Below are 22,106 nucleotides of genomic sequence, written 5' to 3' on the forward strand. Positions count from 1 at the left end.
GACACCAAACCGAAAGTCGGCCGTCTGTGTGTTCCAAAGGCAATAATCTCCTGATTGGCTAAGTCCATCATCGGCGAGAGATACAGTTTCTCCGTACCTACCCGAAATTCGGTCACATCGGTCACCCACTTCTCCTTCAATCTCAAAGCGCTAAAATTGCGTTGCAGTAAATTCGGTGCCACATGACTCGTTTTACCGGTCTTTTTGCGCCGTTTGACTTTCACGCAAGAACGAATCCCCAATGCCCGCATATGCGCTAATACGGTTTTGCCGATGAGGAAAATCCCTTCCCGCTGTAACTTGAGCCGAATCATGCGGTCCCCCCCCTGATTCGCCTGATAAAGGGCGAGGATACGTGGTCGAATAGCCTGATGGTCTTTTACCTTCGGCGCATAATAGAACGTTGAACGTGCCAGTCCGATAATCTTCAATAACAAACGCGGGTTATACCATTCTTTTAATGCGTTGACGATGTCCCTTTTTTCTGTCGGGCTTTTTACTCGTCCAGCTCCTTGAACTTTTTTAGGATGGCATTCTCCGCTCTTAAATACTCAAATTCTTTTAATAATGCTTTGATATCCTGAGGATTATCGCAGGATGGCGTTTTCTTGGCTTTTGCCATTTTCGTTTTTCTCGGTTGATGATATTGACGGGAAAGCCCATTGATACCGTATTTTTCAAAGCGTTGCAACCAAACAACGACGGAAGAATGGGAGGCGATGTGAAATCGTTGGGAGACCTCACGAATGCCCCAATGTGATTCTAAAATCAGTTTAATGATGTGATATTTAAATTCTAGTGAATAATGTTTGCCCATAAAAATCTGCACCTTAATGAGTTGGTTTGGGTGTCCAACTTTTGGGGTGCAGATCAAAGTGCGGTTATTTTTGGAAATGTTTTTACGCTTGCGGATGTCTTGCGGCGACTTCTTGCAATAGCGTTTTAAGTTCGCCTTGTTGGTACATTTCCAATACGATGTCGCAACCGCCGATTAACTCGCCTTCCACCCATAGTTGCGGGAAAGTCGGCCAATTGGCGTAAGCCGGTAATTCGGCTCGAATATCAGGGTGTTGCAAAATATCTACATAACCGAACGGCACGCCGCAGTGGATTAACGCCTCTACCGCGCGGGCAGAGAAACCGCAAGACGGGAATTTCGGTGAACCTTTCATGTAAATCAGAATTGGGTTTTCGCTGATTTGTTTTTTGATTTTATCTAAAGTTTCCATAATGTTCCTTGTGTTCATTGAAGGGAAAAACGCGCGCATTGTATCACAAACAAAAGTTGCCACCAATAAAAGTCGAGCGTTTTACTGTGATATTTACCAACTACCGCCCGCACCGCCGCCGTCAAATCCGCCGCCTCCGAAACCACCGCCGGAGCCGCCACCGAAGCCACCTCCGCCGAAACCACCAAATCCGCCTCCACCGCCTCGACCATTACGGCGGGAAGACAGGGTTTGGCGTAACACTTCATTTAGCACATGGTTTTTACTCGGACTGACGTAAGGTCGGCGCCAGCTGATTTCACCGATGACAACAACCAGAATAAACAAGGCGAGCATGATAAATGGAATGTAATCGCCGAAATCGTCTTCTTCCTCTACCTGCGCGTTATATTCGCCCTTTGTGGCGGCAATAATATAATCCAAGCCGTTATCAATGCCTTTCGCATATTGCTCGTTACGGAAATAAGGGCGTATTTGGTTGCGGATAATTTGCGACGCAAGGGCATCGGTTAATACGCCTTGCAAGCCCTGACCCACGGCAATGAAAAGTTTGCGATCGTCTTTGGCAATTAATAGCAATACGCCGTTATTTAAATTTTTCCGCCCAATGCCCCATTTGTCGCCGAGTTCAAAGGCATATTGGGAGACATCATATTCGCCGGTAGTCGGCACAATCACCACGGCAATTTGCGAACTGGTTTCTTTGCCATAAGCGACCAATTTGGCCTCTAGGGCATCACGTTGTTTTTCCGAGAGGGTTTTTGTGTAGTCGTTCACGTAACGAAAAGGTGTCGGCGAATCGGGAAAGGTCACCGCCGAAACCGTTGCCGCCATAAAAACGCAGAAAAAAATGACCGCACTTTTTAAGCTAAATAAGCTGAATACGCGTTTAATCATGAATGATCACCTCGTTATCCAGTTCATCCCGATCGTCTGGTTGAATCGGGAAATGCTGAGCCAACTTCGCACCGATGTTTTGCATAGCGGTAAGAATGCCTTGGGTATATTGCTTTTGCTTGAAGCGGGTTATCATCAAATCGCACTGGGTTTGCCAGAAATCATCGCCCACATATTGATGAATGCCGATGTCGCCGACAATCGCACATTGCCGATCTTGAAAGGCAATATAAATAAGCACGCCGTTATGCGCCGCCGTATGCTGCATTTCTAATTCAGCAAACACCTGCAACGCGCGTTCATACGCGGAAAGTGCGGTCGTTTTTTGCGGTATTTTTCGCTCGATAAAAATCCGAAATTCGGCGGAGGTTTGTTGCTCGAGGCGAAGAACTTCCGCCTCGAGTTGTTTTTTGTCTATCGGGAGTTTTGCAAATAATGGCATTGTCGCCACCTTGTTTTCCGTTTAGTTAAAATTCACCGTTGGCGCATTTTCCGCACCGGCAACAGATTTGAAATAAGGTTTTTCTTTGAAGCCGAAAATCACCGCCACCACTTTAGTTGGGAAAGTACGAATTTTTTGGTTATAAGTACGTGCCGCTTCATTAAATTTATTACGCGCCACATTAATGCGGTTTTCCGTTCCCTCCAATTGCGCCTGTAAATTCATAAAACCTTCATTGGCACGTAATTCAGGATAATTCTCCACGCTCACCAAGAGACGAGACAAGGCAGAACCTACCGCATTTTGATTTTGTTGGAATTGGGTTAATTGTTCTTCCGTTAAATTGGACGGATCGATTTTGGTTTGTGTCGCTTTTGCGCGGGCTTCAACCACTCCGGTCAAAGTTTCTTTCTCAAAATTCGCCTGACCTTTTACCGTATTCACTAAATTCGGGATTAAGTCACTGCGACGTTGGTAGGTAGATTCCACATTCGCCCACACGGAATTAATCTCTTCTTCCGCTTTCACCAAACCGTTATAACTTGGGATTAACGTTACCGCTGCAATCACGACAACCGCAATTAAAATAAGCCATTTTTTCATTTTCATTCCTTATAATCTTAATTCGCCTGAATCCATAAAACAAAAGACCTAAACAAACGTTTAGGTCTTTATTATCTCTATTTGCTAATAATTAACAAATTAATTATTTAGTACCGTTAACAGCGATTTCTACGCGACGGTCGTCAGCCAAACAAGCGATAAGCGCTTTACGGCCTTTAACTGCGTCACATTTGTTGCCGGTAACCGGATTTGCTTTACCGTAACCTGTAGCAGAGATTGCTTGTTGAGAAACACCTTTAGATACAAGGTAGTTTGCTACAGTTTCAGCACGTCTTTGAGATAATTTTTGGTTGTAAGCGTCAGAACCGATACGGTCTGTGTAACCTGCAACTTGAACATTAGCATTGTTCACTTGAGCGATTTCGCCGTAGATACCGTCTAATGTATTTTGTGCTTGTGGTTTTAAGTTAGCTTTACCGAATGCGAAAGTTACATCAGAGTTCAAGTTGAAAGTTTTGCTTACAACTTCAGGAGCCGGAGCAGGTGCTGCACCTTGACCGAAACGGTAAGATAAGCCAACTGCTACAGAACCAATGTCTGGAGAATAACGAACTGCTGTATCTTCACCAGCTTTTCTTTCAGCTTTACCTAAGTTACCTACACGGCTAACCCATTGGTATTCTGCGCGTAATGCCAATTCAGGAAGAATTGCATATTCAACACCAGCAGCAAATACCGGAGATACTTTTAAGTTGTGGTATTTGTCAGTACCTGTAGCTAATTTATCTTTATAATCACTACGGATTAAAGCAGCGCCAACACGACCATAAACATCTAAGTTATCTAATACAGGGTAGCTACCTTTAAGAGCTAAAGTTGTGCCGTGAGCTGTGTGTCTGAATTGTTCACCATCACTATATTTAACTTTAGCACGACCGAAATATTCGTAACCTGCTTCAACAGCAAGGTTATCAGTGATTTGATAACCACCGAATACGCCGTAAGCTTCAGAGTTACGTCTAATTTTACCGTCGTTACCGTCAGTGAATTGACCTAAACCGTGATGTACTGAAGCCCAACCAGCTTTTGCACCAGCATAGAAAGTGTTTGCTTGTGGTGCTGCTTGTGCTACTGTTGCTGCTGCTAAACCAGCGATAGCTAATGCGATTGCAGTTTTTTTCATTTTGATGATCCTCTATTAATTAGTCATCTTTAATTTAAAACAGTATCAGCTGATATAGCTGAACCAACACAAGGATTTGTGTTACCTGCCATCTTAAACCGTTTAAGTAAAAAAGTGAAATTCTTTACAATTAACGAGATAAGATATTGTTTAATATAGAGTTCAATTCACTCCATATACTTTTAACAAATACATATCCTTTCTTAAAGGACTGTTCAAAAGTTCGGGTATTATCCTACTAAAAAATCGAAAATCAAACAATTCAAGGTTCTTTTGCTTATTTTTTAAGCAAACACTCTTTTAGTGTGTTTTTTAACCAATCTTAAGAATTTATTCAGCAAATTTAATATTTATTCGCCCTCTTTCGCTGACAATATGCTGCATTTATATGTTAAGATTCGGCTACTTTCTACTATTCTAACCAATAAAGAGTCATGCAAATGCTACCTCGTTTAAAAAATGTTCCCCAATCCTCTTCTTTAGTTAATGATTATTTGGATGCCCTACGCCGGCAACATTTTGAAGGCGATATTACCGCCGATTACGCCGATCGTTTAAGCCTGGCGACGGATAACAGCGTTTATCAGCAATTGCCGCAAGCCATTTTATTTCCTAAAACTGTGGCGGATGTGGTGCGCATTACCAAGTTGGCGCAACAGGAAAAATACCTTCAACTTACCTTCACGCCACGCGGCGGTGGCACGGGAACCAACGGGCAATCCATCAATAACAACATTATTGTGGATGTTTCCCGCTACATGACGAAAATCCTCGAATTAAATGTGAAAGAACGTTGGGTGCGCGTGCAGGCGGGTGTCGTGAAAGATCAGCTCAACCAATTCCTTAAACCGCACGGTTTATTTTTTTCGCCGGAGCTTTCCACCAGTAACCGAGCCACTTTAGGCGGCATGATCAATACGGATGCCTCGGGGCAAGGTTCGTTGCAATACGGCAAAACTTCCGACCATGTGCTCGGCTTGCGTGCCGTGCTCATGAACGGTGAAATTCTGGATACAAGTGCGGTCAAATCTGACGACGTTTTTCATACTATAGAAGAAAGCAATCTGTCCCCCTCCGGGAAAAAAATCCATCAGGAAATCTTCCGACGTTGCAAAGACAATCGAGAACAAATCGTGAATGATTTGCCTCAACTTAACCGTTTTCTCACCGGTTATGATTTAAAAAATGTCTTTAACGACGATTTAAGCGAATTTAACTTAACCCGCATTCTCACCGGCTCCGAAGGCTCTCTCGCCTTTATTTGCGAAGCGGTTTTAGATTTAACGCCGATTCCGCAACATCGCACCTTAATTAACATCAAATATAGCTCCTTCGATGCAGCGTTGCGCAACGCGCCCTTTATGGTAAAAGCCAATGCGCTTTCTGTGGAAACCGTAGATTCCAAAGTATTGAATCTGGCGAAGCAAGATATTATTTGGCATTCGGTGAAAGCGTTATTAATAGAAGAAGAACAAAATCCGATTCTGGGTTTGAATATCGTGGAATATGCCGGCAATAATCAGGCGCTCATCGAAAATCAGGTGGCACAGTTATGTGGCGCCTTGGATCAAAAAATTGCCGACGGAGAGGATCATATTATCGGCTATCAGGTCTGTTCCGATTTACCTTCCATCGAACGGATTTACGCCATGCGTAAAAAAGCGGTGGGCTTGCTGGGCAATGCCAAGGGCGCGGCAAAACCAATTCCGTTTGTGGAAGACACCTGCGTGCCACCGGAAAATCTGGCGGATTATATCGGCGAATTCCGCGCACTGTTAGACAGCCATAACCTGCAATACGGCATGTTCGGACATGTGGACGCAGGCGTATTGCATGTTCGTCCTGCGTTGGATTTATGCGATCCGGAACAAGTGAAATTATTCAAACGGATTTCCGACCAAGTGGCGGAGTTAACCCGTCAATACGGCGGTTTGATTTGGGGTGAGCACGGCAAAGGTATGCGTTCACAATACGGCGAAAAATTCTTTACGCCCGAATTATGGCGCGAGTTACGTTACATCAAATTCCTGTTCGATCCGCAAAACCGCCTAAACCCCGGAAAAATTTGCACTCCGTTGAATAGCGAACAGGAACTCTACTCGATTTTATCGCCGATGCGTGCCGATCTGGATCGCCAAATTCCCATTCAAATGAAAGAGGAATTTATCGGCGCGATGAATTGTAACGGTAACGGATTATGTTTTAACTTTGATGTGCACAGCGCCATGTGTCCATCCATGAAAGTGAGTAAAAACCGCGTCTTTTCGCCAAAAGGACGTGCTGCCATGATTCGCGAATGGTTGCGCTTGCTGGCGAACGAGCAAATTTCACCGGAACAGCTGGATTTCAAAAAATCCACGGTAAAACTCACGGACTTTGTGAAAAAAATCCAAAACAGCCGCCAAAAACGCCGTGGCGAATATGATTTTTCCCACGAAGTGAAAGCCGCCATGGACACTTGCCTTGCCTGCAAAGCCTGTGCCAGCCAATGCCCGATTAAAATCGACGTGCCAAGTTTCCGTTCCAAATTCTTCCATTTTTATCACCAACGTTATCTGCGCCCAATCAAAGATTACGTGGTGTCCAACGTGGAATTTATTGCGCCGTTGATGGCAAAACAGGCAAAATTTTTCAATTATTTCACGGCGGCAAAATTCAGCCAAAACGCGGCGAAAAAATTCTTGGGCATGACGGATTTACCGCTGTTATCCGCGCCGAATTTGCAACAACAACTTATTCAAATCGGTCATAAAAACGCGTCATTGGAAACACTAGAAAGCCTAAGTGCGGCAGAAAAACAACGTGTTTTACTCATCGTGCAGGATCCCTTCACCTCTTATTATGATGCCAAAGTGGTTGCCGACTTCGTGGCGTTAACCCAAAAGTTAGGCTTTAAAGCGGTGTTATTGCCATTTAAACCGAACGGCAAGGCACAGCACATCAAAGGCTTTTTGACCCGTTTTGCGAAAACCGCTAAAAATCAGGCGGATTTTCTCAATCGCATGGCGAAACTGGGCTTGCCGTTGGTGGGCGTAGATCCGGCGATCGTGTTGTCTTATCGTGATGAATATAAAGATATTCTCGGTGCGGAACGGGGCGATTTCCATGTATTGACCGCACACGAATGGTTAAAACAACAGTTGGATAACGGCACTTTATTGCAAACGAAAAACGCCGAAAAAAATGACCGCACTTTTGAGCCGCATGAATGGTATCTGTTCCCGCACTGCACGGAAATCACGGCGATGCCGAACAGCGCCAAAGAATGGCAACAAATTTTTTCCGCCTTCACACAACAGTTATACATCGAAAGCGTCGGTTGTTGCGGTATGGCGGGCACGTTCGGACACGAAACCCAGCACATTGAAATGTCGAAAGCCATTTATGAATCTTCCTGGGAGCAAAAACTGCAAAATAGAGATCCCGACTATTGCCTGGTCACAGGCTATTCCTGCCGCAGTCAGGTTAAACGCTTCGCCCGCTATCAGCCGAAACACCCCGTACAGGCTTTACTCACCTTATTTAAATAACGAGGCGCCATGAGGATTTGGAAAAAACACTTAACCCTACAGCAACTGAACGACTTTTGCAAAAACTGCGCGGTGGAACATTTGGGCATTGAATTTATCGCACAAGGCGACGATTGGTTGGAAGCCCGTATGCCGGTGGATCACCGCACTACACAGCCGATGGGATTGTTGCACGGCGGTATTTCTGCGGCATTGGCAGAAACTATCGCTTCAACAGCCGGTTTTTGTTGCGTCGCGGAAAATCAGGCGGTGGTCGGATTGGAAATTAACGCCAATCACTTGCGAGCCGTGCGTCAAGGCGATGTGTATGCCAAAACAACCCCAATTCGTTTAGGCAAAAACGTGCAAGTTTGGCAAATTGACATTCGGGACGAGCAAGATAAACTATGCTGCGTTTCACGTTTAACTCTTTCTGTAATGACCCATGAATAAAGCAAAAATCGGCGTTATCCTTGCCAATTTAGGCACACCGGATTCGCCTAATCCTAAGGACATTTCCCGCTATCTGTGGCAATTTTTAACGGATCCGCGCGTAGTGGATTTACCCCGCTATAAATGGTATCCCTTGCTCAAAGCCATTATCCTGCCATTGCGCTCCAAACGCATTGCGAAAAATTACCGCGCCATTTGGACGGAACAAGGCTCGCCGCTTCTTGCTATCACGCGACAACAAAAAGATGCCTTGGCGACTTTTCTGCAACAACAAGATCTTAATGTGGAAATTGAAATCGGCATGACTTATGGCAACCCGTCCATGGCAAGTGCAGTAGAAAAATTATTGGCGAAACAAGTGGAACGCATTGTGTTATTGCCGCTTTATCCGCAATACAGCAGCACGACCACCGGTGCGGTGTTTGACGCCTTTGCCGCAGCGTTAAAACCGCATCGCGGTATTGTGCCTTTCGATTTCATTCATTCTTATCAATTAAACCGAGATTATATCGCCGCCCTAATCGAGTCCTGTAAAGTGCGGTTAAAATCCGATGAGTTTTTGCTGTTCTCTTTCCACGGCATCCCGTTGCGTTATGAAAATACCGGCGATTATTACCGCACCCACTGCCAACAAACTGCCGCTGCCGTAGCACAAGGTTTAGGTTTAAACGAAAAACAATGGGGCGTCACTTTCCAATCCCGTTTCGGCAAAGAAGAATGGCTGCAACCGTACACCGACGACTTTCTCAGCGGCGCAGCAAAACAAGGCATTGAAAATATCGCCGTCATCTGCCCGGGCTTTGCTGCCGATTGTTTGGAAACTCTAGAAGAAATCGCCGAAGAAAACCGAGAAGTCTTTTTAACCAACGGCGGGCAACGCTATCACTACATCCCCGCGCTCAACGCCGAACCGGCACATATCGAAATGCTCGGCAAGCTGGTGATGAACATGATCACCAAAATGAAATGCAATAACTGCAACACACCGAACATCAGCGAAATTCCGACCATTGAAGTGCAAACTTCAGGCCAGTTAAGTAGCCGCTGTCATTAACGGCACGGCATATTTTTCAGTAAAATTTAGGAGAACGTTATGAGCAAAGTCACGTTAGCAGGCAATCCCATTGATGTTGCCGGCAACTTCCCGGTAGTCGGCGCGCAAGTTGCAGATTTTAGTTTAGTAAACAATGAGTTGGCGGATGTCACGTTGGAAAGTTTTGCGGGCAGACGCAAAGTGTTAAACATTTTCCCTAGCATCGACACCGGCGTTTGCGCGACCTCCGTTCGTAAATTTAACGAAAAAGCGGCGAATTTGGCAAACACCGTGGTGCTTTGCATCTCCGCCGATTTACCGTTTGCTCAAGCCCGTTTCTGCGGTGCAGAAGGCATTGAAAACGCCAAAACCCTTTCCACTTTCCGCAATCACGACTTGCACAACACACTCGGCGTTAATATCACCTCCGGTCCGCTTGCCGGATTAACCGCCCGCGCGGTCATCGTGTTAGACGAAAACAACAAGGTTTTACACAGCGAATTGGTTTCCGAAATTAAAAATGAACCGAACTACGACGCGGCGCTTGCGGTGTTAGCATAATTAATAAAGAAAAGTGCGGTGGGTTTTTTCGGCGTTTTAAAAACACTTGGAAAATCCACCGCACTTTTTTGTCGGGTGCTTTGATGGCGCACGCTTCACAGCCTGTGCCGATAACCTGTTGATACAAAAGGCACGCGTTAGGAAACGCGCGCCATCTTAGATGAAAATGGTGAGCTTGGCGAGTACCGAATTCGCACAGAGCGTTTTATTAAACGCCGTCCTACCAATTAGACAACAAGCTCATATTCGTCTGAAAGGTGCGTTTACACGCACCCTACCCGATTAATTTGCCTTCCACTCCCCATTTACCACCGTTCCAATCACTTTGTAATCATTCGTGAATACCGCAAGGTTGGCGACTTTGCCGGCTTCCACGGAACCTAAACGATCGTCCACGCCGATGGCGCGGGCAGGATAGAGATTACTCATGCGAATGGCTTCGGCGAGGGGGATTTCCACATATTCTACGGCGTTTTTAATGGATTCCATCATGGTGATGGACGCACCGGCGATAGTTCCGTTGCCGTCGTAGCAGCGACCGTCTTTCACATAAATGGTTTTCCCCACGAAGGTGAAACTTTCCAATTCCGGGCCAGCGCCTGCGGCGGCGAGGGAGTCGGTGACGATACAAAGTTTGTCGCCTTTCACTTTTTTATCAATGCGTACATTGCCGAAATTCACATGCACGCCGTCCACGATAATGCCGGTGTAAACGTCGGAATCCAACACCGCACCGACGACACCCATGGCACGACCTGAGCTGATTGGCGACATGGCGTTATGCAAGTGAGTGGCAAAACTTGCGCCTTTATGGAAGGCGGCTTTTGCTACCTCATAGGTAGCGTTAGAATGCCCCACAGACACCACAATGCCGCTTTTCACGAAATCAGGGGTGTAATTGATCGTCGGGTTTTCAGCGGCAATAGTCAGTTTGGTGATCACATCGGCGTTTTCGCAGAGGAAGTCTTTCATTTCCGGCGTAATTTCGCGGATATATTCCGGACGGTGCACGCCTTTTTTCTCTACGCTTAAATACGGTCCTTCAATATGCAAACCCAGCGCTTGGTTTTTATGCTTGGTTAAATATTCGCGCATAATTTTGACCGCACTTTTAATGCCTTCATCGGGCGCGGTGATAAAGGTCGGTAAGAAGCTGGTGCAGCCTGACTTCAAATTGGTGGCTTGCATAATTTCCAAGGTTTCCACACTGGTTTGATCGTTAAACATCACCCCGCCGCAGCCGTTCAGTTGCAAATCAATGAACCCAGCCGTCAGATTATACCCTTGTAAATCAATGGTTTTAATGCCGCTTTCCAATTCATTTTGTGGAATGACGGCTTGAATATGTTCGCCTTCAATGACCACAGCGTAATCGCGTAGCACTTCATATTTTGTGTAAATCACACAGTTTGTTAATGCATATTTCATTCTTACCTTCCCAAATTTATCGAAAAAAACAACCGCACTTTCGTGCGGTGTTTAACTATAACACGCTGTGAATGGCTCTTTCTTCCAATTCGGTGAAATATTTCACGGTTTTCACTTTCAATTCTTGTAGCGCGGCTTCGTCGCTCACCAAAATAAAGTGGCGATGTAATTGCAACGCGCTGACCGTCCAAAGATGATTCACCGAGCCTTCCACGGCAGCTTGCACCGCAAGGGCTTTTTGGTGTCCGGTGGCTAAAATCATCACTTCTTCCGCATCCAACAAAGTCGCCACGCCGATGGTTAACGCATATTTCGGCACTTTGTTGACATCGTTATCAAAGAAGCGGGAATTGGCGATTAACGTGTCTTTCGTCAAAGTCTTAATGCGGGTGCGGGAACTTAGAGAAGATGCCGGTTCGTTGAAAGCGATATGCCCGTCAACACCCACGCCGCCCATGAATAAATTGATTTTGCCGTAAGATCTGATTTTTTCTTCGTACTGACGGCATTCTTCATCATGATCTTCCGTGTTGCCGTTTAAGATATGGATATTTTGCGGCTGAATATCCACATGATTGAAGAAATTGTTGTACATAAAGCTATGATAACTTTCAGGATGTTCTTTCGGCAAACCGACGTATTCGTCCATGTTAAATGTCACCACGTGTTTAAAACTCACTTCGCCCGCTTGGTAAAGTTTAATCAATTCCTGATAGGTTTTTAACGGTGTGCTGCCGGTCGGCAAGCCCAACACAAAAGGACGATCTTCGGTGGGTTTGAAATGATTGATGCGATCCACAATATGACGAGCCGCCCAGCGGCTGACTTGTTGCTCTGTGGTTAGAGGGATAAGACGCATAGTAAATTTCCTTTTATTTCATTACCGTGGGTAGTCATACCCACGGTTAGGCATAAGTGTTCCCCTTTGGGGAACTTAAGCGCCAGCCCAAAAGGGGCTGAATTATGCGTAACCTCGTTGTAGGGTGGGCATGCCTGCCCACCAATTTATTTCATGGTGGGTAAGCATACCCACCCTACAAGTGCGGTCATTTTTTCGATTAAATTATAAATACTTCGCTTTTAATTCTTTTGCTTTGGCAAGTTGTTCCGGTGTGGCTTTGGCGGTCATCGGTTCGCGACAATAACCCGCATGTACGCCTTCCAGTTTCAACAACTCTTTGATGGTTAAATACAAACCGTTCGCCAAAATGCCTTCGATTAAATCGTTGGTCACATGTTGAATTTCCAAGGCTTCTTTAAGTTTGCCGGCTTTGGTTAATTCAAAGATTTGACGCGCGCGAACGCCATTGACGTTAAAGGTTGAACCGATGGCACCATCTACGCCTAACGCGGCTGCCGGTAACATCATTTCATCGAAACCCGCCCAGATTAAGTGGTTCGGGTAGGCTTTTTTCAAGCGTTCCAACAAATAGAAATCGCCAGCGGTGAATTTCACGCCGAGCACTTTCGGATTTTTGTAAAGTTCGCCGAATTGTTCGATGCCCATATTCACGCCGGTGAGGAACGGAATGGAGTACACAATCATGTTGTTGCCGGTTTCAGCGATGATGGTGTCGTAATAATGTTTGATTTCAGGGAAGCTGAATTTGTAGTAGAACGGGGTTACCGCAGACAAACTGTCATAGCCTAATTCTGTGGCGTATTTACCCAATTCCACCGCTTCGTGTAAATTCACGCTACCCACTTGCGCGATTAACGCCACTTGATCTTTGGCTTCGTCTTTTGCGATACGGAAGATTTGTTTTTTCTCTTCCGTAGAAAGCATGAAGTTTTCGCCGGTGGAACCGCCCACATACAAGCCGTCCACTTTCATCTTGTCGATGTTGTAACGAATAATTTCGCGCAACCCTTTTTCATTCACTGAACCATCTTCGTTGAATGAAACTAATAATGCACTGAAAATTCCTTTTAAGTTCCGCATGGTTTTCTCCTATTTAATACGTTGTTCTAAAATAACATTAAGTGTCTTTTGCTTGGTTTTGGTCGCCGCGTCTTGTTCGGCTTGTACCAATAACGCGTAGATCAAATCCAATACAAATAATTGTGCGATTTTCGTGCCGATGGAATCTCCTTGGAGTTTTCCCTGTTTATTGCCGTTGACTAGCACGAAATCCGCATGTTCGGTAATAGGTGAGCGCAGGCTGTGCGTCAGCGCTACCGTGGTTGCGCCGTTTTGTTTGGCGATTTTTAACGTGTGGGCAGTTTCCTGCGAATAACCGGAATGACTGATACCAATCGCCACATCCGTCGGTTTCAACAACGCCGCCTGCATATACATAAAATGGTTATTTCCTGTGGCATCCACCGGCACACCGATACGCATAAATTTATTTTTCGCATCTTCTGCGGTAACACCGGAAGAGCCCACTCCAAATAAAAACACCCGTTTGGCTTTTTGAATGGCTTTTACCGCTTGTTCCAGCTGTTGAAAATCCAACAAATTTACGGTTTCATCCATCACTCTGGAAATCGCCACCTGCAATTTGTGGGCGATTTTTAACGAATCGTCATCAGCGGTAATTTCCGTTTCCAGCACGGTGTCGTCCCGGCTTTCCCGCGCCGTTGCCAGTTCAATGGAAAATTCCAGTTTAAAATCGCTGAACCCCTTAAAACCCAAGGTTCGGCAGAAACGCACAAAGGTCGCTTCGCCCACATTTAAATTTGATGCCAGTTCGGAAAGGGAATATTGCATGACCATTTCCGGCGATTGTGAAATCACGTCGGCAATTTTCTTTTCCGTTTTGGTTAAACTTTGATACAACGCGCTGATGGTGTTAAGTACGTTTCCGTTTGTTGCCATAAAATCCCCCTATACGGCAGCTTGAATCTGCGCCAATGCCCAGGAAGCCGCACCGATAAGCCCCGCATCCTGCCCTAATTGAGCCGATTCGACGGAACCGCGATACACTTCCGGCATTTGCTGCAAATAGGTTTGCACCAAAGGCAAATAGCCTTCCGCCAGCCCTACGCTGCCGCCGATAACCACTTTTTGAACATCCATACCGATCACCAAATCCGCCACCAAATTAGCGATGGCTTTTGCCGAACGTGACACAAGTGCGGTGGCTTTTTCGTCCGTTTTTCGAAAACGGGCGAAGACTTCTTTCGGATCGCAAGGATCGTCCCATTGTTTGGACACAGCCTCAATGGCGCGTCCCGACGCAATGGCTTCCACACAGCCCACCCGTCCGCAACCGCACACAGGTCCGTTCGGATCCGCAAGGGTATGTCCGATATGACCGGCAATACCGTTCGGCTCGGTAAGTAATTGGCGATTTAAAATTAACCCGCCGCCCACGCCGGTGGAGACGGTAATAAAAGCAAAGTTTTGAAGGTTATTTTTATCTTGCAGTTGATATTCCGCATACGTCGCCGCCTGCGCATCGTTTAATAAATACACGGGCTTGGACGTATGCTTGGAAAGGCTTTCTTTTAATGGAAAGTAGGCTAAACCGCCTAAATTTTTCGGGTTAAGTGCGGTCAATATTCCTTTATTGATGATGCCCGTTGAGGCAACAGCAACATAATCAAATTGCCCCGCATAATCCGATAATAATTGTGCGAGCGTGTGATGCATTGCTTCCACCACATTTTCCTGCGGCGTATGAATTTGTTTTCGTTGTGTCACCCGGCTATTTGACACAATGGCAGCGGCGATTTTGGTTCCGCCGATATCTAAGGCTAAGCAACGCATCATGTTCTCCTTCCTTATTATTTGTCCGCAGATTTGACCGCACTTGCGAACCAGCTGACGATGTGTTCCAAACGGGTCAATGCCGATCCGACGGTGACGAAATCCGCACCGATTTCAATGGCGGTTTTGGCAAGTTCGGGTGTGTTATAGCGTCCTTCCGCCATCACTTTGCAGCCTGCCGCTTTCAAATCTTTAACCAACTGATAGTCCGGCTCGTCAGGCACGGTGCCGCCGGTGTAGCCCGACATGGTGCTGCCCACGATGTCAAAGCCGAGTTTTTGACAGTACAGCCCTTCTTCCAAATTGGAGCAATCCGCCATGGCAAGACAGCCCATTTCATGAATTTTTTTGACCGCACTTTCAATATCAACAGGACGCGGGCGGTTGGTGCCGTCCACCGCGATAATATCCGCGCCGGCGTATGCCAAGTCTTCAATGTCCTGTAAGAATACGGTAATGCGCACCGGGCTGTCCGGAAGATCCCGTTTGACGATACCGATGATCGGCACGTTCACGGTCGGGCGAACCGCTTTTAAATTGTCCACACCTTCAATGCGTAAACCCGCCGCCCCACCGATAACGGAGGCCTGCGCCATGGCGGCAACAATTTCCGGCTTATCCATCGGACCGTCATCTACCGGTTGGCAGGAAGCAATTAAGCCATTTTGAATTTTTGCCAATACCTCTTGATGAGATAATTTTTGAGAGAACTGCGACATAGAAACTCCTCTTTTTTGCGGCTGCATTTGGCAGTCATTCTAGTCAGTGGGGATATTCTACTAAAATAAAACTTCATTTTAAAATATTTTTTGAAGTGATATTCCAGCAATGTGATCAACCTCTCATTTTTGAAATAAAACTTCAGTCTCTATTTAAAAATGGATTTTTTACTTTAGAATGCAAACTGAGCTGTAATTCAAATGTTCAACATTCATTATTTATAACTACAGGAGTGTAGCCATGAAACTAGCCAAACTTTTCCTTGCCACTGCAATTGCATTAGGTGTGACCTCTGTCGCTAACGCTGCGGACTATGACTTAAAATTCGGTATGAACGCGGGAACATCTTCCAATGAATACAAAGCTGCCGAAATGTTTGCAAAAGAAGTAAAAGAAAAATCCAACGGCAAAATCGAAATTTCCCTTTACCCGAGTTCCCAATTAGGTGACGACCGCGCCATGTTAAAACAATTAAAAGACGGTGCGTTGGATTTCACCTTTGCAGAATCCGCCCGTTTCCAGTTGTTCTATCCTGAAGCAGCGGTCTTTGCACTGCCTTATGTGATCACCGATTATGATGTGGCGCAAAAAGCCTTACATGACACCGCATTCGGTAAAGATTTATTACAAAAAATGAACAAAGAATTGGGTTTAACGTTATTAGCCCAAGCCTACAATGGAACCCGTCAAACCACCTCCAACCGTGCAATCAACAGCATTGCCGACATGAAAGGCTTGAAACTACGCGTACCGAATGCGGCAACCAACTTGGCTTACGCCAAATATGTGGGTGCTTCCCCGACACCGATGGCGTTCTCTGAAGTGTATTTAGCGCTGCAAACCAACTCCGTTGACGGTCAAGAAAACCCGTTAGCCACCGTTCAAGCGCAAAAATTCTACGAAGTGCAAAAATACTTGGCAATGACCAACCATATTTTGAACGACCAACTTTATTTGGTGAGTAACGAAACCTTCGCCGATTTGCCGGAAGATTTGCAAAAAGTGGTGAAAGATGCCGCACAAAAAGCAGCGGAATATCACACCAAACTCTTCGTTGACGGCGAAAAAGAGTTAGTAACGTTCTTTGAAAAACAAGGTGTGACCGTGACTCGTCCTGATCTTGCGCCATTCAAAGAAGCCATGAAACCTTACTATGCCGAATTTGTGAAACAAACCGGCGCGAAAGGTGAAGAAGCATTAAAACAAATTCAAGCCGTTAGTAAATAACGCTTGTTAGTGTGCCTGTTCACGCAGGCACACACTTCCCTCCATTAGGATTCAACGGAGTTGAATATGAAAATCTTTAACAAACTCGAAGAATGGATCGGTGGTGCGTTATTCCTCGTGATATTCTGCATTCTTGTTTTGCAAATTCTGTTCAGACAAGCCTTCCACTCTCCATTAATTTGGAGTGAAGAACTCGCCAAATTGCTGTTCGTTTATGTGGGTATGCTGGGTATCAGCGTTGCCATCAGAAAACAAGAACATGTTTATATCGACTTCCTCACCAATTTAATGCCACCGGCAATTAAAAAAATTACCAACTCGTTTGTACAAGTGGTGATTTTCCTCGGCGTGATTTTCTTTATCCACTTTGGTATCAAAACTTTTGTGGGTGCCAATTTCCCTATTGATGCACTGGGCGGCATTTCCGAAAAATGGATTTATGCCTCCTTACCGATCATTTCGGTCTTGATGTTAATTCGCTTCTTCCAAGCACAAGCGGATAACTTCAAAGACAACAAAAGCTATTTGCCGGCAACCTTTTTCATCGTAAGTGCGGTCATTATTTTAGGTATTTTGTTCACTTACCCTGAATGGTATAAAGCCCTACGCATTGCCGATTACGTTAAATTCGGTTCCAACGCGGTCTATGTGGCGTTGGTCTTCTGGCTGGTCATCATGTTCTTGGGCGTGCCGGTGGGTTGGTCATTATTCATCACGACCCTGCTCTATTTCTCCATGACCCGTTGGAACGTGGTAAACGCGGCTTCCGAAAAACTCACCATGAGTTTGGACAGCTTCCCGCTCCTTGCCGTACCGTTCTATATTCTCACCGGGATTTTAATGAACACCGGCGGGATCACCGAACGGATCTTTAACTTCGCAAAAGCCTTACTCGGTCACTACACCGGCGGTATGGGACACGTGAATATCGGTGCAAGCTTATTGTTCTCCGGTATGTCAGGCTCCGCGCTTGCCGATGCGGGCGGTTTAGGTCAATTGGAAATCAAAGCCATGCGTGACGCGGGCTACGACGATGACATTTGCGGCGGTATCACGGCGGCATCCTGTATCATCGGTCCGTTGGTTCCGCCAAGTATCGCCATGATTATTTACGGTGTTATCGCGAACGAATCCATTGCGAAACTCTTTATTGCCGGTTTTGTGCCGGGCGTATTGGTCACCATTGCGTTAATGGCAATGAACTATTATGTTTCCAAAAAACGCGGTTATCCAAGAACACCGAAAGCCACCCGTGCCGAGCTTTGTGCTGCATTCAAAGGTGCATTCTGGGCGATTTTAACCCCGTTATTAATTATCGGTGGGATCTTCTCCGGCTTGTTTAGCCCGACAGAATCTGCGGTTGTAGCAGCGTTCTACTCCATCATTATCGGTAAATTCGTGTACAAAGAATTAACCCTAAAAATGCTGTTCAACAGCTGTGTGGAAGCCATGTCCATTACCGGCGTGGTAGCGCTGATGATCATGACCGTCACCTTCTTCGGCGACATGATCGCCCGCGAACAAGTGGCAATGCGCATTGCCGATGTGTTTGTTGCCGTAGCGGACTCCCCATTAATGGTGTTAGTGATGATCAATGCCTTGTTATTGTTCCTCGGTATGTTCATTGACGCGTTAGCTCTGCAATTCCTTGTGTTGCCGATGTTGATTCCAATCGCTATGCAATTCGGTATCGACCTCGTATTCTTCGGCGTCATGACCACCTTGAACATGATGATCGGGATCTTAACACCGCCGATGGGTATGGCATTATTCGTGGTAGCGCGCGTGGGTAACATGTCCGTGTCCACTGTAACCAAAGGGGTGTTGCCGTTCTTAATCCCGATTTTCTTAACATTAGTATTAATTACCGTTTTCCCGGGCATTATCACGTTCATCCCGAATTTGTTAATACCTTAGGAGCCAATAAGTGCGGTTGAAAAACGCTGCGTTTTTTGACCGCACTTTTTTCAAAACCAATCCTCTTACCTTCCCTTGTTTACGGAGGGAGTAAAGAGAGACATAAAAAACCTATTCTGCCGTTTACGAATAGCAACAATAACTCAAAACGAGGTTTATTATGACATTTCAAAAAACTACATTAGCGACCTTATTCTTTGCTGCAACTGCTTTCGCCGCCACTGCTCAAGCTGCGTATCCCGATTTGCCCGTCGGCATTAAAAGCGGTGCCGGCGCGTTAATCGGCGACACCGTTTATGTGGGCTTAGGCACAGGCGGCGACAAATTCTATGCGCTGGATTTAAAAACCCCGAATGCGCAATGGAAAGAAATCGCCGCCTTTCCGGGCGGCGAACGCAACCAACCTGTAGCGGCTGCCGTTGACGGTAAATTGTATGTGTTCGGCGGATTACAAAAAAATGAAAAAGGCGAATTGCAACTCGTTAACGACGCTTACAGCTACAACCCCGCCGACAATACTTGGAACAAATTGCCGACCCGTTCGCCACGCGGTTTAGTGGGATCCAGCGGCGCGTCTCACGGCGATAAAGTGTATATTGTGGGCGGCTCTAACCTATCTATCTTCAACGGTTTCTTCCAAGACACGGTGGCTGCCGGTGAAGACAAAGCGAAAAAAGACGACATCGCCAAAGCCTATTTTGAGCAACGCCCTGAAGATTATTTCTTCACCACGGAACTGCTCAGCTATGAACCTTCTACCAACAAATGGCGCAACGAAGGTCGCGTGCCGTTCTCCGGTCGTGCCGGTGCGGCATTTACTATTCAAGGCAATGACTTAGTCGTGGTGAACGGCGAAATCAAGCCGGGCTTGCGCACTGCAGAAACCCATGCCGGTAAATTCACCGACAAAGGCGTACAATGGAAAAACCTGCCTGATTTACCTGCACCGAAAGGTCAAAGCCAAGACGGTTTAGCCGGTGCCATGGCGGGCTATAGCCACGGACATTATTTAGTTACCGGCGGCGCCAACTTCCCGGGTTCCGTGAAACAATTTAAAGAAGGCATGCTCCACGCCCACAAAGGCTTGAGCAAAGCTTGGCATAAAGACGTTTACACGCTAAACAACGGCAAATGGCAGATTATCGGCGAATTGCCTGCGGGTATCGGTTATGGCGTGGCGGTGTCTTACAACAATCAAGTGCTCTTGATTGGCGGTGAAACCGACGGCGGCAAAGCCTTAACTTCCGTACAAAGCATGAGCTATGACGGCAAGAAATTAAACGTAGAATAAGACCGATGTTAAACTAAGAATGAAGGATTAAGCCGCACGCGTTTAATCCTTCATTGTTTTATGAACGGGAAAATTTACTGAAAAATAAAAGAGTTGTAAAATTAGCCTCTGTAAATAATACACAATTACGTGACACTTCTCACAAAAACGGAAGTTTTTATTTGCCAAAGGAAATGGCTGAGGAATATGCTGTTTTCCGTTTAATAAAAAAATCTGATGGAATCAAAAATAAATTAAAGGAGTTCTTATGAGTGTTTTAAGTTATGCCCAAAAAATCGGGCAAGCCTTAATGGTGCCGGTTGCCGTATTACCGGCAGCCGCCGTATTAATGGGGATCGGCTACTGGCTAGACCCGGACGGTTGGGGCGCTAACAGTCAACTTGCCGCCTTGTTAATTAAATCCGGTGCGGCAATCATCGATAACATGGGCTTATTATTCGCCGTGGGTGTTGCTTTCGGGTTATCCAAAGACAAACACGGTTCCGCTGCTCTTTCCGGCTTGGTGGGCTATTATGTCGTAACCACATTACTTGCACCGGGTGGCGTGGCGCAACTACAACATATCGATCCGAGCCAAGTGCCTGCCGCTTTCGGTAAAATCAACAACCAATTTATCGGCATCTTAATCGGTGTACTTTCCGCCGAGCTTTACAACCGCTTCTATCAAGTGGAATTGCCGAAAGCCCTGTCCTTCTTCAGCGGAAAACGTTTAGTGCCGATTGTGGTCTCTTTCGCCATGATCGCCCTCTCTTTCATTCTGCTCTATGTCTGGCCTTACATCTTCAACGCCTTAGTGTCTTTTGGTGAATCCATTAAAGACTTGGGCGCAGTGGGCGCAGGTATTTACGGCTTCTTCAACCGTCTGCTCATTCCGGTGGGATTACACCACGCCTTAAACTCCGTGTTCTGGTTTGACGTGGCAGGCATTAACGACATTCCGAATTTCTTAGGCGGTGCCAAATCCATTGCGGAAGGCACAGCAACTGTAGGTGTGACCGGTATGTACCAAGCGGGCTTCTTCCCTGTAATGATGTTCGGTTTACCGGGCGCGGCACTTGCCATTTACCAATGCGCCAAACCAAGCCAAAGAGTGAAAGTGGCTTCCATCATGTTAGCTGGCGCCTTCGCCTCCTTCTTCACCGGTATCACCGAACCACTGGAATTCTCCTTCATGTTCGTGGCACCGATTCTTTATGTGTTGCACGCGTTATTAACCGGTATTTCCGTGTTTATCGCCGCCAGCATGCACTGGATCGCAGGCTTCGGTTTCAGCGCAGGTCTCGTGGATATGGCGCTTTCCTCACGCAATCCGCTTGCCGTTGATTGGTATATGTTGCTTGTGCAAGGTTTAGTCTTCTTCGCCATTTACTACTTGGTGTTCCGCTTTGCCATCCAAACCTTCAACTTAAAAACCATCGGTCGCACGGAAGAAGCGGAAGACGCCGCCCCGGCGCAAAGCACAAACAACCAATCCCGTGAAGAAAGAGCGGTCAAATTTATCGACGCTTTAGGCGGTGCCGATAATTTCAAAACTATCGACGCCTGTATCACGCGCTTGCGTTTAACCTTAGTTGATCGCAATAAAATCAACGAAGAACAACTTAAATCCCTCGGTTCCAAAGGCAATGTGAAACTGGGCAACGACGGATTGCAAGTGATTCTTGGCCCTGAGGCGGAATTGGTGGCAGAAGCGATTAAGGGAAAAGTGAAATAGTTTCTATCTAACCAAAACGAAGCATAAAGGTCTGAATTTTATTCAGACCTTTATTTTTTTAGATAAAAAATCAAATAATCTCATTAAAATTAGATATTTTCTAAAAACAAAATCAAAACGGCATTTTATTGGAAAAAATCTATACTTTCACTTTTGACTGTGCTACATAAATAAACAATCAATTTCAAAAAATAACAAAACATCTTCTAAAAAATTAATTAAC

21 protein-coding genes are annotated in these 22,106 nt (G+C 45.9%); 8 read left to right on the top strand and 13 right to left on the bottom strand.

The window, feature by feature from the left end; all coding sequences use genetic code 11:
• The 7 genes from DK430_RS00005 to ompA all read right to left on the bottom strand — a co-directional run.
• On the bottom strand, positions 1–437 hold a 437-nt coding region (locus DK430_RS00005; RefSeq protein WP_508619258.1), incomplete at its 3' end, for a transposase family protein.
• Between the two features lie 59 nt (positions 438–496).
• Positions 497–817, bottom strand: a complete 321-nt coding sequence (locus DK430_RS00010; RefSeq protein ID WP_109077069.1) for a helix-turn-helix domain-containing protein — start codon at positions 815–817, stop codon at positions 497–499.
• A gap of 82 nt (positions 818–899) precedes the next feature.
• Positions 900–1,229 carry a Grx4 family monothiol glutaredoxin gene (gene grxD, locus DK430_RS00015; protein ID WP_109077070.1) on the bottom strand — a complete coding sequence of 110 codons (330 nt, stop codon included), beginning with the start codon at positions 1,227–1,229 and terminating at the stop codon, positions 900–902.
• A gap of 93 nt (positions 1,230–1,322) precedes the next feature.
• Positions 1,323–2,126 (bottom strand): TPM domain-containing protein, encoded by an 804-nt coding sequence (locus tag DK430_RS00020; protein WP_109077071.1) that lies wholly within the window; start codon positions 2,124–2,126, stop codon positions 1,323–1,325.
• Complete coding sequence (locus DK430_RS00025) at positions 2,119–2,568, bottom strand: TPM domain-containing protein (RefSeq protein WP_109077072.1); 450 nt, start codon at positions 2,566–2,568, stop codon at positions 2,119–2,121. Before DK430_RS00025 ends, DK430_RS00020 begins: the two co-directional genes overlap by 8 nt.
• Positions 2,569–2,589: 21 nt before the next feature.
• A complete protein-coding gene (locus DK430_RS00030) occupies positions 2,590–3,171 on the bottom strand; it encodes a LemA family protein (protein ID WP_109077073.1) in 582 nt (193 codons plus the stop codon).
• A 103-nt stretch (positions 3,172–3,274) separates the two neighbouring features.
• Positions 3,275–4,315, bottom strand: coding sequence for a porin OmpA (gene ompA, locus DK430_RS00035; RefSeq protein WP_109077074.1), 1,041 nt, complete (start codon positions 4,313–4,315; stop codon positions 3,275–3,277).
• A gap of 434 nt (positions 4,316–4,749) precedes the next feature.
• On the opposite strand from ompA, the gene ydiJ reads away from it, so the two are divergent.
• From ydiJ to tpx, 4 genes are read left to right on the top strand one after another with little or no spacing between them, the layout of a single operon-like run.
• Positions 4,750–7,845: a D-2-hydroxyglutarate dehydrogenase YdiJ gene (ydiJ, locus tag DK430_RS00040; protein WP_109077075.1), complete on the top strand. Its 3,096-nt coding sequence runs from the start codon at positions 4,750–4,752 to the stop codon at positions 7,843–7,845.
• A 9-nt stretch (positions 7,846–7,854) separates the two neighbouring features.
• Entirely contained in the window at positions 7,855–8,277 is a 423-nt protein-coding gene (locus DK430_RS00045; RefSeq protein WP_109077076.1) for a hotdog fold thioesterase, read from the top strand.
• Positions 8,270–9,331 carry a ferrochelatase gene (hemH, locus tag DK430_RS00050; RefSeq protein WP_109077077.1) on the top strand — a complete coding sequence of 354 codons (1,062 nt, stop codon included), beginning with the start codon at positions 8,270–8,272 and terminating at the stop codon, positions 9,329–9,331. Before DK430_RS00045 ends, hemH begins: the two co-directional genes overlap by 8 nt.
• A gap of 39 nt (positions 9,332–9,370) precedes the next feature.
• Positions 9,371–9,871 carry a thiol peroxidase gene (gene tpx / locus DK430_RS00055; RefSeq protein WP_109077078.1) on the top strand — a complete coding sequence of 167 codons (501 nt, stop codon included), beginning with the start codon at positions 9,371–9,373 and terminating at the stop codon, positions 9,869–9,871.
• Between the two features lie 282 nt (positions 9,872–10,153).
• Here tpx and nagA read toward each other — a convergent pair whose 3' ends face one another.
• From nagA to DK430_RS00085, 6 genes are all read right to left on the bottom strand, one after another.
• Positions 10,154–11,299, bottom strand: coding sequence for an N-acetylglucosamine-6-phosphate deacetylase (gene nagA, locus DK430_RS00060; RefSeq protein WP_109077079.1), 1,146 nt, complete (start codon positions 11,297–11,299; stop codon positions 10,154–10,156).
• A gap of 55 nt (positions 11,300–11,354) precedes the next feature.
• Positions 11,355–12,158, bottom strand: coding sequence for a glucosamine-6-phosphate deaminase (nagB, locus tag DK430_RS00065; RefSeq protein ID WP_109077080.1), 804 nt, complete (start codon positions 12,156–12,158; stop codon positions 11,355–11,357).
• A gap of 204 nt (positions 12,159–12,362) precedes the next feature.
• A complete protein-coding gene (nanA, locus tag DK430_RS00070) occupies positions 12,363–13,241 on the bottom strand; it encodes an N-acetylneuraminate lyase (protein ID WP_109077081.1) in 879 nt (292 codons plus the stop codon).
• Between the two features lie 9 nt (positions 13,242–13,250).
• Positions 13,251–14,120: a MurR/RpiR family transcriptional regulator gene (locus DK430_RS00075; protein ID WP_109077082.1), complete on the bottom strand. Its 870-nt coding sequence runs from the start codon at positions 14,118–14,120 to the stop codon at positions 13,251–13,253.
• A gap of 9 nt (positions 14,121–14,129) precedes the next feature.
• Entirely contained in the window at positions 14,130–15,014 is an 885-nt protein-coding gene (locus DK430_RS00080; protein ID WP_109077083.1) for an N-acetylmannosamine kinase, read from the bottom strand.
• A 17-nt stretch (positions 15,015–15,031) separates the two neighbouring features.
• Complete coding sequence (locus DK430_RS00085; protein ID WP_109077084.1) at positions 15,032–15,733, bottom strand: N-acetylmannosamine-6-phosphate 2-epimerase; 702 nt, start codon at positions 15,731–15,733, stop codon at positions 15,032–15,034.
• A 241-nt stretch (positions 15,734–15,974) separates the two neighbouring features.
• On the opposite strand from DK430_RS00085, the gene DK430_RS00090 reads away from it, so the two are divergent.
• From DK430_RS00090 to nagE, 4 genes are all read left to right on the top strand, one after another.
• The gene (locus DK430_RS00090; protein WP_109077085.1) at positions 15,975–16,961 is read left to right on the top strand and encodes a sialic acid TRAP transporter substrate-binding protein SiaP; all 987 of its coding nucleotides are present in this window, start codon (positions 15,975–15,977) and stop codon (positions 16,959–16,961) included.
• Between the two features lie 66 nt (positions 16,962–17,027).
• Positions 17,028–18,878 carry a TRAP transporter large permease subunit gene (locus DK430_RS00095; RefSeq protein ID WP_109077086.1) on the top strand — a complete coding sequence of 617 codons (1,851 nt, stop codon included), beginning with the start codon at positions 17,028–17,030 and terminating at the stop codon, positions 18,876–18,878.
• Between the two features lie 160 nt (positions 18,879–19,038).
• Positions 19,039–20,169, top strand: coding sequence for an N-acetylneuraminate epimerase (locus tag DK430_RS00100; RefSeq protein ID WP_109077087.1), 1,131 nt, complete (start codon positions 19,039–19,041; stop codon positions 20,167–20,169).
• A gap of 247 nt (positions 20,170–20,416) precedes the next feature.
• Positions 20,417–21,883 (top strand): N-acetylglucosamine-specific PTS transporter subunit IIBC, encoded by a 1,467-nt coding sequence (gene nagE / locus DK430_RS00110; RefSeq protein ID WP_109077089.1) that lies wholly within the window; start codon positions 20,417–20,419, stop codon positions 21,881–21,883.
• Positions 21,884–22,106: the final 223 nt, after the last annotated feature.

The organism is Aggregatibacter kilianii (assembly GCF_003129965.1).
GTDB classification, from domain to species: Bacteria; Pseudomonadota; Gammaproteobacteria; order Enterobacterales; family Pasteurellaceae; genus Aggregatibacter; species Aggregatibacter kilianii_A.